Genomic DNA, 15,632 nt, shown 5'->3' on the forward strand with positions numbered 1-15,632 from the left:
ACATTGGCGATAATCACATTCATAAGGCGTGCTTCTGTTGCCCGGCCCAGGGTGCCAGCATAAAGCTGAATGCCAGCCCCAGGCTGACCGATAAGCCGAAATTACTCACTGCCGGTGTACTGGACACCGCCAGCAGCCCAAACGACAGCCAGGTCGTCAACGCTGCCAACAAGGTGCCCAAGAGACTGACCGCAGGACCGCCGATTTGCTCGCGCATCAGGATCGCGTAGTCGACGCTGATCGCCGTGACCAGTAGCAGGCCGAACAGACTGAACAGTGTCAGCGGCTGCCCCAGCCATCCAAGGCTGGCCAGGCTGCATAGGGCCGCCAGCAGCGGCAGTGCGACGATACGCAAGGCACCGCCGAAGCCGAACGGCAGGATCAGCAACAGTACGATCAACACGCAGGACATCAACTTCAGTTCAGCGGCGCTGATCTGTGTGTCGGCGAACACCCGGTTCAAGTCGCCCAGGCGGTCCACCAGTTGCACACCGGGTAAGTCCAGCGCCTGCACACGTAGCAAGGCGGGGTTGTTCAAGCCTTGCAGGCTGACCATGGCCGCCACGCCGCCATCGACCTTACCGAGCCACAGCGTGCGCCAAGGCTCGGCCATCGGGCCGGCCAGCGCAGCGTCGATATCTTGGGTAGGCAGCGCTTGCAGGTGCGCGACTTCGGCTTGCAGGGCGCTGGCGGGTACGCCGAGGTCGAGCAGCGGCTGCCAGTGTTGTGGCAGGTTGTTCAGCGCATCACGCAGTTGTTGTTGCTCGGCGGGCTGGCTGACCAGTTGATTGAGCGCCAGGTAGCCCTGGAGCTTGTCCATATTCACCAATTGATCCAGGCGCTGCGCCAACGCGCTCTGACGCTCTAGCAACTGTTGCTGGTTGTCCGCCCGCACCAGGAAGAACTGGCTGGTGGGCTGGAACCCGGTGATCCGCGCCACGGCCTGCGCTTCTTGCAGCAATTGCGGCGGCGCGCCGATCCATTGGCGGATATCGTTTTTGCTGTTCAGGTGCCACAGGCCACCCGCGCAAAACAGCAGCAGCAAGGCCAGCAGCACCGGGCTCGGCACGCGCTTGAGCAATGAGGCGCGTAGCAGCCACAGGCATTCGGCGATGCGCAGCGGCCATTGTGCCGGGCGCAACTCGACGCCCTTGAGCAGCGCCGGCAACAGGCACACGGCGGACAGGTAGGCGCCGACCAAGCCTGCGGCTGAGAAGATGGCGATTTGCGTCAACGCCGGGAACGGCGTCCAGGCCAGCGCCAGGTAACCGATACAGCTGGTCGCCAGGCTCAAGCTCAAGCCCGGCAAGGTGATGCGCAACGCCGGCCAACTGCGCCACGGGCTCATGCTCCAGCTTTTCGACAAGTAGTGCAGCGGGTAATCCACCGCTACGCCGATCAGGCTGGAACCCAGCACCAGCGTCATCACGTGCATATGGCCGAACAGCGCCACACAGGCCACCGCGCCAAACAGCATGCCCACCAGCACCGGCACAAAGGCCAGCAACACGCGCCAGCGGCGGAAGGCGAGCAACAGCAACAACAGGATGCCGACGGTTGCGCCGCCGCCGACCCAGGTGATTTCGCGCGTGGCTTGCTGTTGACCATTGGCGGCGTAGAGCAAGCCGCTGGCGGCGAGTAATTGCGCGCCGTGTTCGCTGGCTTGCGCGCGACTGGCCTGAAGCACGTCCGCCACCTGCAGCGGCAGTTTCATGTCGAAGGCATTGCCGGTGGTGCGCGCACGCAGCAGCACCCAGCTCTTGCCGTCGGCATCGGCGATCAACGCGCCGCTGCCGATATCCAACTGCACCGAACCGTGTTGCGGCTGGCTGTTCTGGATACGTCCGGTGAGGCCCAGCCAGTCATCCTGGCTGGGCACCAGGCTGAAGCCGCTAAAGGGGTCGAACAGCGCTTGCACGCGCTGCTGGATAAACGCGTCGGGCTGTTCGATCAGTTGCTCGCGGTCCTTGGCCGAGAGCATCGCCAGGCGCCCGCGCAGCAATTGCTCGCGCAGTGCGGGCAAGTCGGCTTGCAGGTTCCACTGCACTTTTTCAAACAGCCCACTGGCCTGCCAGCGCTCGCCCAATTGTTGGGCAACTGCCACGGCTTGCTGGCGGTCGGCATGGCCCACCAGCACCAGCATCTCGCGGTTCAGCGGTTCCTGCATGCGCTGTTCGGCTTGCTGCTCCAGGGCATCCGGCGTGTTGCCCGGTACCAGTTCCATCAGGTTGGCCGACAACGGCGCGCCATGGCGCCACTGCCAGCCGGCCAGGGCCAGCACGGCCACCAGCAGGATCAGGAACAGGCGCGGCAGCAGGCGCTCACTGGGCAAAGTCGTGTTGCTCCGCTTCGCTCAGGGGTTGGCTGGCGGTGCTGTCCTGCATGCGCAAAACGGTGCTGTCGCCTTGGGTTTCCAACAGTTGGATGGTCTGCACCAAGTCGCCGCCGTCGATGTTGATCTGGGTGAAAACCTGCTTGAGCAACAGTGAACGCGGGATCAGCGTGAGCTTCCATTGCTTCGCCTCTCCTTGCAGCTGCAATTCGAAGTCACGCTGCAAGCCGCTGCTGTCGCCCTGGAGCACGGCGAGGAACAGGCGATTCTGCTCAGCGCCGGCGCTCTTGTTCGGCAGCAGTTGCCAGCCATTGGCGTCGCGGCGGGCGATACCGTGGGCGCTGATCCGGTAGTCCTGTTGCAGTGGGGTTTTCAGCAGCCACAGCAGGCCGTGGTCCTTGGCGAGGACGAAGGTGCCTTTGCTGACCAAGGGCTGGGGCAGGGCGCGCAGGTGTTTTTCCTGGGTGAAGCTGCCGTGGATCACTGAGGGTTTTGCAAGCTGGTCGCTCAGCTGCTGCAAGTCAAAAGCATGGGCACAGAAGCTCAGCAACAACCCGATCCCTGTAGGAGCGAGCTTGCTCGCGAAAAACCTGAGGGCGCTGCGCAGTGTCAGGCAGCCCGCGTTATCGTTGACGATTTTCGCCGGCAAGCCGGCTCCTACAGGGGGTCTCATTTCAGGGCCCTTTCGACGGCGTCGGTGAATACTTTGGGGGAGGCCAACTGCATCTCGCGGCTGGCGATTTCCACCGCCACCTGCACGGTGCTGGCGCGGGTCAGGCGCTCGCCGCTGGCGAGGTCAGTGATCAGGTAATTGACCTTCAAACGGTTCTCCCACTCCACCAGGCTGGCGCGCACGTTGAGGGTCTGGCCGAACACCGCGCCACGCACGTAGCGCAGCTGCATGTCGATCACCGGCCAGGCGTAGCCGGATTCGAGCATTGCCGTGTAGTTATGCCCGATCTTGTCCAGCAGCGCGCAGCGCGCCACTTCCAGGTACTTCACGTAATGCCCGTGCCACACCACGTTCATGGTGTCGACGTCAAAAAACGGCACGAGGATTTCAGTGTCGCAATGCAGCACGCCCTGGCTACGCATGCAGCCTCCAGTGTTGCTCGGCAATGCGTTGCAGGCAAAGGCGCAACTCGCCCTCAAGGGCGCGGTCTTCGATCACGGGTGGGAAGTCCTTGGCCAGCTCGTCGTGCATCGCCGCCAATGCGGGTGGCAACGGTCGCGCATCCTCAGCCTGGGCCCGCAGCCAGACACCCTGATTGGCGGCGAGCAGCGTGGCGGCGGCGACCTGTTCGGTCAGCTCCAACACACGGATCGCATCGCGGGCGGCGATGGTGCCCATGCTCACTTTGTCCTGGTTGTGGCACTCGGTGGAGCGTGAGAACACGCTGGCCGGCATCGTATTTTTCAAGGCTTCGGCGGTCCAGGCGCTGGTGCCGATCTGCACGGCCTTGAAGCCGTGGTTGATCATGGCGCGATCAGCTGGCGCGCCGGACAGGTTGCTCGGCAGGCCGTGGTTGTAACGCACGTCCACCAGCAGCGCGAGCTGGCGGTCGAGCAGGTCGGCGACGTTGGCGACGAGGGTCTTGAGGCTGTCCATGGCGAAGGCGATATGCCCGCCGTAGAAATGTCCACCGTGCAGCACGCGCTCTTCTTCAGCGTCGATGATCGGGTTGTCGTTGGCGCTGTTCAGTTCGATCTCGATAAACGAACGCAGCCAGTTCAGGCTGTCAGCCAGCACGCCAAGGACGTGGGGCGCACAGCGCAGCGAGTAACGGTCTTGCAGGCGATGCAACGGCGCGGTCGGCGCGTCGATGGCCAGGTCCTTGCGCAGCCAGGCGGCGACTTGCATCTGCCCAGGGTGCGGCTTGGCGGCGAACAGGCGTTCGTCGAAGTGTTCCGGGTTGCCCTGCAGCGCCACCACGTTCAGCGCAGTGATGCGCGTGGCCAGTTGCAGCAGGTAGTCGGCGCGGGCGAAGGCCAGGCAGGCCAAGCCGGTCATCACGGCGGTGCCGTTCATCAGCGCCAGGGCTTCTTTGGGACGCAACACCAGCGGCTCCCAGCTCAGTTCGCGGTGCACGTCAGCCGCCTGGCGCCGTTCGCCACGGAACATCACTTCCCGTTCGCCGGACAGGGTCGCGGCCACGTAGGACAGCGGGGTCAGATCACCGCTGGCGCCCACCGAGCCTTCTTCCGGGATCAGCGGCAGCACATCGTGTTCAAGGAAGGCGTGCAGGCGTTCCAGCAACTCCACGCGCACGCCGGACACGCCATGGCACAGCGACTGCAATCGAGCCGCCAGCACCGCGCGGGTGGCCTGGGCGTCGAGCAACTTGCCCAAGCCGCAACCGTGGAAGGTGTACAGATGACGCGGCAGCGCTTCGACGTGCTGCAACGGCACCGCCACCACGCACGAGTCGCCGTAGCCGGTGGTCACGCCGTAGATCACGCCTTCCTTGTCCAGCAGCGAGTCGAGGAACTGCGCGCCCTTGGCAATGCGCTGGCGATACGCGGCGTCGCCCTGCAATTGGGTCGGCGCCTGACGGTTGGCCAGGGCCAACACGTCTTCGATGCGCAAAGCGCGTTCGCCAAAGGTTACCGGCTCAAGATGCGTCGTCATCGGTCTTCCAGAAAGGGTAAAAGTTGAACCATTGTTGGGGCGCTTCCAGGCAGAACTGGCCCAGCCGTGCAGCGTAGCGCGCGGTCCACAGGGCTATGACCTGCTCGCGGGTGTTGCGCTTCCATTCGATCATTTCGGCGAAAGGCTCAATGCTCAGGCGATAGCGGCCTGTGTGCTTGAGGCACATCAGCAGGTTCACCGGGCATTTGAGCAGGCCGGCCAGCAGCCACGGGCCTTGGGGGAAGGCCGCGTCATGACCGAGGAAATCCACGCGCACCGTGCGCCCGCCGTGCAGCGGCACGCGGTCGCCGGCAATGGCCAGCCATTCGCCGTCGTCCAGGCGCTGGCTGAGCAGCAACATGGTAGCCGGGTCCAACTCGCTGACCTGGATCAGACGCAAGTGGGTCGCCCCGGCTTCGCCCAGCAGGCGATTGAATTGCTCGGCGTGCTTGGTGTGCACCAGTACGTTCATGGTGACCTGCTCGCCAATCTCGGCGAGCGCGCGGCACACTTCCAGGTTGCCCAGGTGTGCGCCCACCAGCATCTGCCCGCGCTCGCCGCGCAGTTGCCCGCGCAATTGCGCCGGGTCGTTGATCTCGATCTGCTCCAGGCGCAGCTTGCCGTTCCACACGTCGAGCTTGTCGAGCAGCGAGTCGGCAAACGCCATGAACTGGCCGAAGACTTTCCACTGGCTGGGGCGCAGTTCGTCGCGCCCGCTCCAGTCGGCCAGGCGCTGCTGGTACTGCCAGGCGCTCTGGCGCGCGGTGCGGCCGAACAGGAAGAAGTACAACACGATGCCGTACAGCAGCGGGCTCAGCAGCCGACGGCCAAGGACCTTGGCGGCGAATGCCGTGAGCTTCATCAGCCAATAGCTGCCGCGCTCCTCGCGGTCGGCCCAGTGCTTGGTGCTGTCACTCATGCCTGCCACCGTCGCCACAGGATCATCGGCGCGCGCACCAACATGCCGAAGAACAACCGGGTGTGCATGGCGGAGATGCGTACGTTGTCGCGGAACAGTCGGAAGTGCGACAGGCCGTCAGCCGGGTAATGCACCTGGGTTGGCAGCCAGCGCATCGGCTGGTTGCGCCAAGCCAGGCGCACCAGGATGTCGGAGTCGAAATCCATGCGTGTGCCGATGTAGGCCGAGTCCATCAGTGCCAGCACCGGGGGCAGCGGGTATACGCGAAAGCCGCACATGGAGTCGCGGATCTGCAGCGACAAGGTGTTGATCCATACCCACACGTGGGTCAGGTAGCGCGCGTACAGGCGGCCTTTGGGCACGCTGTCGTCGTATTCGGGGTAGCCGCAGATAACGGCATCGGGATGCCGGCGTGAGGTGTCGAGGAAGGTCTCGACTTCGCGCAGGTCATGTTGGCCGTCGGCGTCGACTTGCAAGGCATGGCTGAAGCCCTGGCGTGCAGCTTCGCGGAAACCGGCCATGACGGCACCGCCCTTGCCCTTATTGCTGGGCAAGGTCAGCAGGGTGACGTTATCCAGCGTCGCCAATTGCGCCAGTACGGCCGCGCAGGCGGGACTGCTGCCGTCGTCGACCAGCAGGCAGGGCAGGCCGCTTTTCAGCAGGCTGCGGACCACGGCCGGTACGGCGGCTTCGTGGTTGTAGACCGGGATCAGGGCGCAGGGGTTATGCATGCGCGGGCTCCAGTTGAATCCGGCCACTGGAACACGCCGCAACGCCATTGCGGTAGGCGAAGTACAACTTGCCGCGTTGCGCATCAAAGCGCAGGTGCAGTTCGATCGCATCGCCAGGGCGCACCAATTGCTGGAACTTGAGCACTTCCATGCCAGCAAAGGTCGGCGGCAGATCGAGCAGTTGCTGGCCCAGGTTGAAGGCCCATTCCACCTGTACCACACCCGGCAGCACCGGCGTGACCGGGAAGTGTCCGCTGAAATAGGCCAGGTCTGGCGGCACGCTCAGTTGCAAGGTCCATTCGCCGTCGGCTTCAACCTGCTCCAGCACTTCCGGCGCCTTCGGGCGGGCCGCCAGCAGCAGCGCCTCGATATCGGCCTGGGGCAGTTTGCCTTGGCTGTTCAGGGGCAACTGTCTCAACAACCGCCAGCGGCGCGGCAACGCCAGGGCTTCGCAATGTTGGCTCAGATGCTGGCGCAGGGTCTGGGTGAGCGTGCGTCGCCCCTGATTGCGCAAGGCATGCAGCCCCTCGACGCTCAGCACCACCAGCGCGCCGAGTGACGCGCGGTTTTCCTGCACCACGCCCAGGCGGGTTTCCGCGACCCAGGGGTGGTCCATCAATGCGTGTTCCAGCATGGGCAGTGAGATGCGTTTTTCTTCCAGCTTGACGATGCGATCCAGGCGGCCGAGCAACTCGAAACGGCCATCGGCATGGATGCGTGCCGCGTCGGCGGTTTGCTCGACATGCCCCTCAGGCAGGTAAGGCGAGGCGATGCGCAGGGCGCCGTCGGCGTCCTGGCTCAGTTGCACGTCGGCAAACGGCTGCCACGGCTGCGCACCCTGGCGCCAGGCAATGCCACCGGTTTCCGAGCTGCCGAGGATCTCGGTCGGCCATTGTTGCAAGCGGTCGTACAGGCTGCCGGCGGCTTCTACGGGCAGCGCGCCGCCGGATGAAAACACTCGCGACACCTGGCTCAGCGCCGGCCAGTCAAGGTTGTCGCCCATGCGCTTGAGCAGCGCCGGGCTGGCGACCCAGGCAAAGTGCGCGTGCTCGCGGCTGGCGCGCTGCATGTCTTCAGGGAAGGCCAGTTGCTTGCGCACAAAGGTGCGGCCGGCGCACAGCGGCCACAGCACGCGGAACAACAAGCCGTAGATATGCTGGGTGGCGACGCTGCCGATGATGCAAGCGTCCTTGAGGCTAGGGCCCCACAGGTTTTCCAGGGCCTCGACTTCGTTGGCCAGTTGGCGCAGGTTTTTGTCGATGCGCTTGGGTTCGCCGCTGGAGCCGGAGGTGCACAGGCTCAGTTGGCAAGCGTCCAGATCGAGTGCCGCAGCGCTCAGTGGCGCCTGGTACAACGCGTCCAGGTCTGTCGTTTCGGTCAGCCAGGCATCGACGGCCTCATCCCAGCGTTGGCGGGTCTGAGGTTGCAAATCGGCGGGCAGCAATACGCTGGCCCCGGCCCGCCACGCGCCCAGCAGGGCAATCGCCAGCAGGCCGGCGTCTTCCAGGTACACGGCCAGGCGCTGGATACCGCGCGCTTGCAGGCCTGCGGCCAGGCTCAGGGAATGCTCCCATAATTGGGCATGATTCATTGCAGGTTCGGTGGTGACCGGACGCTGTTCCAGCGGCTCAAGCAGCAAGTGCTCAAGTTTCAACCCATTCATACGCGGCCTCGAACCCTTTGTCGTACCAGCCATTCCACGGCAAACAACAGCCCCATCAGCCCGTAGGCGATCAGGCCGTTGTACAACGTCCACCAGCTCAGCGGCGCCCACAGGGTGAGGGCGGCGGCGAGCAGGCCATTACACAGAAAAAACACGCTCCACACCACGGTGACCTGGCGGGTATACACGATGGCATGTGGGGGCAGCACCGGGTCGGTCATGCGCGCCAGGCGCTCGACCATCGGCGGGCCGTATTTGAGACTCAAGCCGAACAACGCCAACATGAACCCACTGACCAGGCTCGGGTACCAGCGCAGCAAGTGCGGGTTGTCGAACCAGGCCAGCAGCAGGCAAAACAAGATCACCGCCAGCGCCATCCAGCGGCTGCCGGGGCGTCGCGCACCGGTCAATGCACGCAATAGCCACAGGCTGCCCAGCAGCAGGCCGAATTGCCACGGGGCGAAGTGTTCGGTGCCGTAATACACCGCAAAGGGGTACAGCAGCCCCGCCAACAACAGGCCAAGGCCGATCAGCCGGCTCATGCGGCAGGCGTGACCAGACGGTACACCGCCTCAACCACGTCGTTCACGGTGCGCACAGCCTTGAACTCTTCGGCGGCGATCTTCTTGCCGGTCTGGCGCTTGATGTGGTCGATCAAGTCGACGGCATCGATGCTGTCGATTTCCAGGTCCTGGTACAGGTTGGCGTCAAGGGTGACGCGTTCCGGCGGCAGTTCAAACAGTTCCACCAGGGCATCGCGCAAGGTGTTGAAAATATCGTCACGAGTTTGCATGGTCCGGTCTCAAGCTGCCTGTCTGGCCGTGACGAACGCCGCAAGGCTGGCCACGTTGGTGAAGTGATTGCGGGTGTCCTTGGCGTCGGCATCGATCTTGATACCGTACTTTTTCTGGATCGCCAGGCCCAATTCCAGGGCGTCTACCGAATCCAGGCCGAGGCCTTCGCCGAACAGGGTCTGCTCGCTGCCGATGTCGTCGACACTGATGTCTTCCAGGCCCAGGGCCTCGATGATCAGGGTCTTTATGTCGTGCTCAAGGCGGTGTTGGTCGCTCATCTTCGGCGAGCTCCTTAATAAAAAAGTGATGCAGGTAATCGTTGAGCTTGCGTGAGGCCTGGGGCGCGGGCCCCATTGATGCGAACGCCTGTGGTTCTATATCGGCACCCACCCGCAAACTGAAGTGCACGCGGCATTTTGGGATGCGATACCAGGGTTCGGCCTTGGTCAGCGTGGTGGGGCTGACCTTGATCACCACGGGGGTGATGATTGTCGCACCGCGCAGCGCAATGGCGGCGGCGCCGCGATGAAAGGCAGGCGCCGCGCCGGGTGTGGTGCGGGTTCCTTCGGGAAAGATGATCAGGGTCTGGCCGCTGCGCAGGGCATCCGCCGCCGCATCGAGCATCTCGGCACTGCCGTCGTTGCTGATATAGCCCGCGTCGCGCACCGGCCCACGGGTGAAGGGGTTCTGCCACAGGCTCTGCTTGACCACGCAGTTGGCCTGGCGCACCAGGCCGATCAGGAACACCACGTCGATCAAGGACGGGTGGTTGGCGATGATCATCTGGCCAGGGCGGCCGAGTTTTTCCGGGCCTTCGACACTGTAGGTGAGCACGCCGGCGCGCTGCATCAGGCGAATAAAGAACCAGAACAGCCAACTGATCGTGTGACGGGCGCGGCTGCGGTGTTTTGCAGCGTCCCCTGGCAGGCAACTGAGCAGCGGGAACACCAGTAAACGCAGGCACAGCCCACCGAAGCCGAACAGCGCGAAGCTGGCGGCGGTGGCGAACAGGCGCCAATAGTAGGCGTCCCGTGGTTTCTCGTTCAGGGCTTGCGTTGCCAGTTCCATACACGGTTCTTCCAGGCATGTTGGCAGGCGACCTGTTCGGTGAGCAGGGTGCGCAGCAGGTTCAGGGCGTGGGGCCACTGGGTTTGAGTGGGTTGGACAGTGCCGGTACCGAGTTCCAGTTGCCACTCGTCGCCCGGTGTCAGCAACAGGCCGAGGGCGTAGGGGAACGGCACGTCGTGGATCCAACTGGCGTAGGCTTCGGGCGGCTGTTCTTCAGTGATCACCAGCAATACGGCCGGGGCACCTTCGTTGAGCAGCGCGGCGGCTTCGAGCATGCCATGTTCCAAACCGTCGCCCGCGGCGGCGAGGGCAGTCATTTCGCTGGTTTCATTGCGCAGGATCGACCACAGGCCAATTACCGCGTTATGCACCGACAGGCTGAACTGGGTCGGCGACAGCGGTTGGTCGTTGGCCAAGTCACTGAGGATGTCGAGGGTGCGCGGGGTCTCGCCATGCCGGGAGATAAACACCAGCGGCAGGTCCTGCAAACCCTCGGCCAGTGGCCAGCCCACGCTGAACGCCATGCGCGCCAGGCGGTTCAGGCGGCGGCGTTGCATGGCCGGCAGGAATGACACATCGGGACAGGCTTCGCTGGCAGGCAGCAACATCGGGGCCAGGCACCAGGCGCGCCAGTCGTCCACGCTATCGAGCCCAGGGGCCCAGGCGCGCCATTGGGCGATGTTGAAATTGATCACTGAGAAGTTATCCCGCCCCTGCGGGCTTCCATGTGCGACTTTTGGCCCCGAATACCGGGACAGGGAACAATAGTCGAATGGCGCGCATTATCCCGGTGCCGTGGGGTTCTAGCAAACTTTGGTAAAAATTTGTGCACGGTTGATTACAAAATAGTGGAAAGGATTTACAGATTGTCCTTTACCAGAGGACTGATTGGATTGTCGGACCGTTCTTTTTAATCTGTCGGCTGCGTATTAAAGACAGGTCACCAATCGCCCGTGATGCAGCAGTGCATGGATGAACGAGGTAGCTAACAGGCGCTTTTGCCCTCTACACTCGGATATTCATTGATACACGGAGGTTTTTCCATGCGGCGTGTGGTGTTCAATCAGAAAGGCGGCGTTGGCAAGTCCAGCATTGCCTGCAACCTGGCGGCAGTCAGCGCCAGCGAAGGTTATCGAACCCTGTTGGTGGACCTCGATGCACAAGCCAACTCAACCCAGTACCTCACGGGGCTGACCGGCGACGATATCCCCATGGGTATCGCGGATTTTTTCAAGCAAACCCTGTCTTCCGGGCCATTTTCCAAGAAGAACAAGGTAGATATCTACGAAACCCCGTTCGACAACCTGCACGTCATCACCGCGACCCCGGAGTTGGCCGACCTGCAGCCCAAGCTTGAGGCCAAGCACAAGATCAACAAGCTGAGAAAGCTGCTGGATGATCTGAGCGAGGATTACGACCGGATCTACCTGGATACACCGCCAGCCCTGAATTTTTATGCGGTTTCGGCGCTAATTGCCGCTGATCGTGTGCTGATCCCCTTTGATTGCGACAGCTTCTCGCGCCAGGCCCTGTATGGTCTGCTGGCGGAAATCGAAGAATTGAAGGAGGACCACAACGAAGGCCTTGAAGTGGAAGGCATCGTGGTCAACCAGTTCCAGGCCCGGGCGAGCCTGCCGCAGCAGATGCTGGATGAGTTGATTGCTGAGGGCCTGCCGGTGTTGCCGGTGTACCTGGCCAGTTCCGTACGCATGCGTGAATCGCACCAGGAGAGCAAGCCGCTGATCCACCTGGACCCACGGCATAAGCTCACACAGCAATTTGTGGAGCTGCATAACCTGCTGGAAAACGCGTGATCTGAAAGGCAGCGCGGACCTGAGTTTGAAATGCGATCAGTGTGGGAGCTGGCTTGCCTGCGATCGCATCGCCTCGGTGTATCAGGCAGACCGAGTCGCCTGCATCGCAGGCAAGCCAGCTCCCACACTTGGTTCTGCATTCCAGCCGCTGGATTTGTCCCCCAGAGGCTGTAGGACGGGTCTGGCAATGGGGTTATGCCTTGTAACGATGCCTACAGGTAAGCCAGAATCGCCCGGCTTGTGCGTCTGGATGGGCTTCTCTTAAGGTTCTCGGGCCGCTGAATTCTCAGTGGTCGGGTTTAGTAGCCCGTGTTGAGACGTACAGCAAAATCGTCGATCAGGACCTTCCTGAATTTGATGGTGGCTGTACGGAGGGCGCTCTTGAGCGCGCCGGTTGCGTCTCCCGGTCTACTAACCTGCGTACAGCTGCCACCCCCGTTTAGTAGCGGTCGGTTGCGGCTCCTGCTCGGAGACGATCCATGGTTAACCTTTATACCGTCACCCCCAACCTCCCCACCGAAACCCTGGTCCTCAACAGCTACGAAACCTTCTCATCCGTTCGCACCCTGTTGCTCAACCTGTCCAACGATCTCACCGGCGAACACCGCGACGTAGCCCTGGCAATCCACCAATTAAGCGAACTGGGCGTATTGCTGGTCGGCCAGATGATGGACCGCGAAACACCCGTGGCCTAACGCTGGAATGCCTCACTGTAGGAGCCAGCTTGCCGGCGATGGCGCCCTCAAGAACGCCATCGCCGGCAAGCCGGCTCCTACAGGTCGGGTGTCAAATGCCCTGGCTGCGTAACCACGCCATCAACTGCGGCAACGGAAACGCCCCACTCTGGCGAGCCACTTCGCGACCGTTCTTGAACAGAATCAAACTGGGAATCGAGCGAATCCCCAGCTGCGCCGACAACTGCTGATTGGCCTCGCTGTCCAGCTTGGCCAATCGGCACTTGCCCTCCAACTGTCCAGCGGCCTGCTCAAACACCGGCGCAAACGATTTACACGGTCCACACCAGTCGGCCCATACATCCACCAGCAACGGCAGGTCGTCTTTGATCTGGCTGGCGTAGTCGCCTTGTTTCAGCTCAAACGGCTTCTTCAACAAAACCGGCTGCTTGCAGCGCCCGCACTTTGGCGCATCACCCACGCGTTCACCGGGGATGCGGTTGAGCCCGTTGCAGTGGGGGCAGGGGATTACAAGAGGTTCGGACATGGTGGGGCTCCAACGAAAGCAGTCAGTGGAGCTCAATGTGGAGTCGGGCGCAGGTGTTATCAAGTTCTAAGCGACGTTGCATATGCTCACAGATTTTTGCGCGCCGATTACGCGTGCCTATCTAGGCTGTGAAAGCGTGTTCGACAAGGCACCACCGGTCCGATCAGTTCTATAGCAAATTGCGATAGTCAGCGTTCGGGTTTAACCTTCATAGCAAGATGCGATAGGGATGTTGCATGCGAGTGATCAGTGCGAAGCAAATACGAAATGCCAAGGAAAAATGGCCTCACTCAGCGAGTGCTCTGGATGAGTGGCATCGTAAGGTCAAAGTCATCAGCCCTGAAGATTTTGCGACGTTGAGAGCAGTTTTCCCTGCTGTGGATAAAGTTGGGGCACTGCATGTGTTCAATATTGGAGGTAACAAGCTCCGCCTTGTTGCCATCGTGCGCTATCGAATGCAGCGCCTCTATATCCGGCATATTTTGGACCATCGTGAATACGACAAGGGTAAATGGAAGGAGTAATGGGAAAAATGAGTGTATTGATCGAGCAGGTTGCCGAGCATTGGCAGTTCGTGTCCCCCTTGTTGCGTAAGCCGAAAACCGAGGCTGATTACGATCTGTTGGTAGAGGCGCTCGACGAATTGCTGGATATCGTGGGGGAAGATGAAACCCATCCGCTGATGGGGCTGGTCGATATCATCGGTGACTGGGTTGAGGTCTACGACTTAGAGCATTGGCCTATACCTGAGGCGAGCGGAGTTGATGTACTGCGGTCAATGATGCAGGAGCATGGTTTGACGCAAAGTGATCTGCCTGGCGTAGGCGCTCAATCGGTTGTCTCAGAAATCCTGAGTGGAAAACGCCAGCTGAACGTTCGGCAGATTCGTTGGCTGGCGGAGTTCTTCAAGGTGCCGGTGGACATGTTCATCTGATCATAACCAAGACGGTGGGCGATCTTCTGGATACGCCTCCTTAAGACGAACAACTAATTTCCAAATGCTTCCCCCAATCCGGCGGCCGCTGTGCGTATTGCTCCATCCCAGCTTGCTCCTCAAACGGCCTGGAAAGCACTTCATGCAGCCGTCGTACTTCGTTGTAATCCCCGGACTCGGCGGCAGCGATGGCATTCTGCGCAAGATAGTTGCGCAAGATATACAGCGGGTTCACCGCATGCATCCGCGCACGGCGCTGTTCCTCGCCGTAGTCACCATCCCGTGCAACACGCGCCTTGTACTGCTCGGCCCAGGCATCAAACCCGGCCAGGTCGACGAAGTCATCGCGCAGCCGCGTCACCGCCAACGCCGCCGACTCATCCCCCAGGCGGCGGAAGAACAGGGTGTAATCCACGCCGCTGTTCTGCATCAGCTTCAACAACCGCTCGACCAGATGCTGGTCATCGTCTTCGGCGGTGGTGAGTCCCAGGCGGCGGCGCATCAGGTCCAGGTAGTTCGCCTGATACAGCGGCAGGTACAGCCCAAGGGCTTCTTTCAAGGCGTCGACGCTGATAAACGGCGTCAGTGCTTGCGCCAATGCACTCAAGTTCCACTGCCCAATCGGCACCTGATTGCTGAAGGAATAGCGCCCTTCATGGTCCGAGTGGTTGCAGATGAAGTGCGCGTCAAAGTCATCCAGAAACGCAAACGGCCCGAAGTCGAAAGTGATGCCGAGGATCGACATGTTGTCGGTGTTCATCACGCCATGGCAGAAGCCATAAGCCTGCCACTTAGCGATCAATTCGGCGTTGCGCTCGACGATTTCGCGGAACATCGCCAGGTATGGCTCGGGTTGTTCGCGGCACTCGGGGTAGTGCAGGTTCAGTACATGCTCGGCCAACAGCGCCTGCTGCTCGGGCTTCTTGGTGTAGTAGAAATATTCGAAATGGCCGAAGCGGATATGGCTGTGCGCCATGCGCAATAGCATCGCGCCACGCTCCTGTTTCTCACGCCACACGGGGGTGTCGGAGCCGATCACGCAAAGCGCGCGGCTGCTGGGGATGCCCAGCGCGTACAGGGCTTCGGAGGCCAGAAACTCGCGGATTGAGGAGCGCAACACGGCGCGACCATCGCCCATGCGTGAGTAAGGCGTCATCCCGGCGCCCTTGAGGTGCAGGTCCCAGTGCTCGCCGGCTTCGTTGTACACCTCACCCAGTAACAACCCACGGCCGTCACCCAGCTGCGGGGTGTAGCCGCCGAACTGATGCCCGGAATAGACCATCGCCCGTGGTTCCGCCTCGGCCCACAGTTTGTGGCCGCCAAACAATTCGGCAAATACCGGCGTTTGGGCAACAGCGGGGTCAAGGTCGAGCAGGGCCATCGCAGCCTCACTCGCTACGACCAGGCGCGGTGCGTCGAGGGGCTCAGGCAGTACGTGGGTCGAGAATGCGTCGCCCAGGCGTGCGAAGCGGTTGTCGAAGGTCAGTTCGTCGAGGGCTTTCACCGGCCATCTCCAGCAGAATGTCC

Annotated in this window: 18 protein-coding genes; 4 read left to right on the forward strand and 14 right to left on the reverse strand. The window is 62.0% G+C overall.

The window, feature by feature from the left end; translation table 11 throughout:
• Positions 1-19 precede the first annotated feature (19 nt).
• Genes U367_RS0101495 through U367_RS0101550 form a run of 12 tightly spaced genes read right to left on the reverse strand, consistent with a single transcriptional unit; the run spans position 20 to position 10,831 of the window.
• A complete protein-coding gene (locus U367_RS0101495; RefSeq protein WP_028615438.1) occupies positions 20-2,332 on the reverse strand; it encodes an MMPL family transporter in 2,313 nt (770 codons plus the stop codon).
• Positions 2,322-3,005, reverse strand: coding sequence for an outer membrane lipoprotein carrier protein LolA (locus U367_RS0101500; RefSeq protein ID WP_050587822.1), 684 nt, complete (start codon positions 3,003-3,005; stop codon positions 2,322-2,324). Before U367_RS0101500 ends, U367_RS0101495 begins: the two co-directional genes overlap by 11 nt.
• Positions 3,002-3,427: an acyl-CoA thioesterase gene (locus U367_RS0101505; protein ID WP_028615440.1), complete on the reverse strand. Its 426-nt coding sequence runs from the start codon at positions 3,425-3,427 to the stop codon at positions 3,002-3,004. Before U367_RS0101505 ends, U367_RS0101500 begins: the two co-directional genes overlap by 4 nt.
• Positions 3,420-4,961 (reverse strand): HAL/PAL/TAL family ammonia-lyase, encoded by a 1,542-nt coding sequence (locus U367_RS0101510; RefSeq protein WP_028615441.1) that lies wholly within the window; start codon positions 4,959-4,961, stop codon positions 3,420-3,422. Before U367_RS0101510 ends, U367_RS0101505 begins: the two co-directional genes overlap by 8 nt.
• Positions 4,945-5,880: an LpxL/LpxP family acyltransferase gene (locus tag U367_RS0101515; RefSeq protein WP_028615442.1), complete on the reverse strand. Its 936-nt coding sequence runs from the start codon at positions 5,878-5,880 to the stop codon at positions 4,945-4,947. The genes U367_RS0101510 and U367_RS0101515 overlap by 17 nt, the downstream gene beginning before the upstream one ends.
• Entirely contained in the window at positions 5,877-6,611 is a 735-nt protein-coding gene (locus U367_RS0101520) for a glycosyltransferase family 2 protein (RefSeq protein ID WP_028615443.1), read from the reverse strand. Before U367_RS0101520 ends, U367_RS0101515 begins: the two co-directional genes overlap by 4 nt.
• The gene (locus U367_RS0101525) at positions 6,604-8,274 is read right to left on the reverse strand and encodes an acyl-CoA synthetase family protein (RefSeq protein ID WP_028615444.1); all 1,671 of its coding nucleotides are present in this window, start codon (positions 8,272-8,274) and stop codon (positions 6,604-6,606) included. The genes U367_RS0101520 and U367_RS0101525 overlap by 8 nt, the downstream gene beginning before the upstream one ends.
• Positions 8,271-8,816 (reverse strand): COG4648 family protein, encoded by a 546-nt coding sequence (locus U367_RS0101530; RefSeq protein ID WP_028615445.1) that lies wholly within the window; start codon positions 8,814-8,816, stop codon positions 8,271-8,273. The genes U367_RS0101525 and U367_RS0101530 overlap by 4 nt, the downstream gene beginning before the upstream one ends.
• Entirely contained in the window at positions 8,813-9,067 is a 255-nt protein-coding gene (locus tag U367_RS0101535; RefSeq protein ID WP_016979215.1) for an acyl carrier protein, read from the reverse strand. The genes U367_RS0101530 and U367_RS0101535 overlap by 4 nt, the downstream gene beginning before the upstream one ends.
• A 9-nt stretch (positions 9,068-9,076) precedes the next feature.
• Complete coding sequence (locus U367_RS0101540; protein ID WP_014716603.1) at positions 9,077-9,346, reverse strand: phosphopantetheine-binding protein; 270 nt, start codon at positions 9,344-9,346, stop codon at positions 9,077-9,079.
• Positions 9,324-10,136, reverse strand: a complete 813-nt coding sequence (locus tag U367_RS0101545) for a lysophospholipid acyltransferase family protein (RefSeq protein WP_028615446.1) — start codon at positions 10,134-10,136, stop codon at positions 9,324-9,326. The genes U367_RS0101540 and U367_RS0101545 overlap by 23 nt, the downstream gene beginning before the upstream one ends.
• Positions 10,112-10,831: a beta-ketoacyl synthase chain length factor gene (locus tag U367_RS0101550; RefSeq protein WP_028615447.1), complete on the reverse strand. Its 720-nt coding sequence runs from the start codon at positions 10,829-10,831 to the stop codon at positions 10,112-10,114. The genes U367_RS0101545 and U367_RS0101550 overlap by 25 nt, the downstream gene beginning before the upstream one ends.
• A gap of 348 nt (positions 10,832-11,179) precedes the next feature.
• Here U367_RS0101550 and U367_RS0101555 point away from each other — a divergent pair, with 348 nt between their 5' ends.
• Positions 11,180-11,950, forward strand: coding sequence for a ParA family protein (locus tag U367_RS0101555; RefSeq protein ID WP_028615448.1), 771 nt, complete (start codon positions 11,180-11,182; stop codon positions 11,948-11,950).
• Between the two features lie 479 nt (positions 11,951-12,429).
• Complete coding sequence (locus U367_RS0101560) at positions 12,430-12,645, forward strand: DUF6124 family protein (protein ID WP_028615449.1); 216 nt, start codon at positions 12,430-12,432, stop codon at positions 12,643-12,645.
• Between the two features lie 91 nt (positions 12,646-12,736).
• Here U367_RS0101560 and trxC read toward each other — a convergent pair whose 3' ends face one another.
• Positions 12,737-13,171, reverse strand: a complete 435-nt coding sequence (gene trxC / locus U367_RS0101565) for a thioredoxin TrxC (protein ID WP_028615450.1) — start codon at positions 13,169-13,171, stop codon at positions 12,737-12,739.
• A gap of 236 nt (positions 13,172-13,407) precedes the next feature.
• Between trxC and U367_RS0101570 the strand changes: the two genes are divergently transcribed.
• Positions 13,408-13,695 carry a type II toxin-antitoxin system HigB family toxin gene (locus U367_RS0101570; protein WP_028615451.1) on the forward strand — a complete coding sequence of 96 codons (288 nt, stop codon included), beginning with the start codon at positions 13,408-13,410 and terminating at the stop codon, positions 13,693-13,695.
• A gap of 8 nt (positions 13,696-13,703) precedes the next feature.
• Positions 13,704-14,105, forward strand: coding sequence for a helix-turn-helix domain-containing protein (locus tag U367_RS0101575; protein ID WP_028615452.1), 402 nt, complete (start codon positions 13,704-13,706; stop codon positions 14,103-14,105).
• A 40-nt stretch (positions 14,106-14,145) separates the two neighbouring features.
• On the opposite strand, the gene selO is transcribed toward U367_RS0101575, so the two are convergent.
• Positions 14,146-15,609, reverse strand: coding sequence for a protein adenylyltransferase SelO (gene selO / locus U367_RS0101580; protein ID WP_028615453.1), 1,464 nt, complete (start codon positions 15,607-15,609; stop codon positions 14,146-14,148).
• Positions 15,610-15,632 lie beyond the last annotated feature (23 nt).

The sequence above is a fragment of the Pseudomonas canadensis genome (genome assembly GCF_000503215.1).
Classification (GTDB): domain Bacteria; phylum Pseudomonadota; class Gammaproteobacteria; order Pseudomonadales; family Pseudomonadaceae; genus Aquipseudomonas; species Aquipseudomonas canadensis.

Bases quoted from the DNA above. Each gene is read 5' to 3' on its own strand.
- trxC (WP_028615450.1), bottom strand. From the start codon at position 13,171: ATGTCCGAACCTCTTGTAATCCCCTGCCCCCACTGCAACGGGCTCAAC.
- U367_RS0101575 (WP_028615452.1), top strand. From the start codon at position 13,704: ATGAGTGTATTGATCGAGCAGGTTGCCGAGCATTGGCAGTTCGTGTCC.
- U367_RS0101515 (WP_028615442.1), bottom strand. From the start codon at position 5,880: ATGAGTGACAGCACCAAGCACTGGGCCGACCGCGAGGAGCGCGGCAGC.
- U367_RS0101520 (WP_028615443.1), bottom strand. From the start codon at position 6,611: ATGCATAACCCCTGCGCCCTGATCCCGGTCTACAACCACGAAGCCGCC.
- U367_RS0101545 (WP_028615446.1), bottom strand. From the start codon at position 10,136: ATGGAACTGGCAACGCAAGCCCTGAACGAGAAACCACGGGACGCCTAC.
- U367_RS0101525 (WP_028615444.1), bottom strand. From the start codon at position 8,274: ATGAATGGGTTGAAACTTGAGCACTTGCTGCTTGAGCCGCTGGAACAG.
- U367_RS0101510 (WP_028615441.1), bottom strand. From the start codon at position 4,961: ATGACGACGCATCTTGAGCCGGTAACCTTTGGCGAACGCGCTTTGCGC.
- U367_RS0101505 (WP_028615440.1), bottom strand. From the start codon at position 3,427: ATGCGTAGCCAGGGCGTGCTGCATTGCGACACTGAAATCCTCGTGCCG.
- U367_RS0101540 (WP_014716603.1), bottom strand. From the start codon at position 9,346: ATGAGCGACCAACACCGCCTTGAGCACGACATAAAGACCCTGATCATC.
- U367_RS0101500 (WP_050587822.1), bottom strand. From the start codon at position 3,005: ATGAGACCCCCTGTAGGAGCCGGCTTGCCGGCGAAAATCGTCAACGAT.
- U367_RS0101560 (WP_028615449.1), top strand. From the start codon at position 12,430: ATGGTTAACCTTTATACCGTCACCCCCAACCTCCCCACCGAAACCCTG.
- U367_RS0101530 (WP_028615445.1), bottom strand. From the start codon at position 8,816: ATGAGCCGGCTGATCGGCCTTGGCCTGTTGTTGGCGGGGCTGCTGTAC.
- U367_RS0101535 (WP_016979215.1), bottom strand. From the start codon at position 9,067: ATGCAAACTCGTGACGATATTTTCAACACCTTGCGCGATGCCCTGGTG.
- U367_RS0101570 (WP_028615451.1), top strand. From the start codon at position 13,408: ATGCGAGTGATCAGTGCGAAGCAAATACGAAATGCCAAGGAAAAATGG.
- U367_RS0101555 (WP_028615448.1), top strand. From the start codon at position 11,180: ATGCGGCGTGTGGTGTTCAATCAGAAAGGCGGCGTTGGCAAGTCCAGC.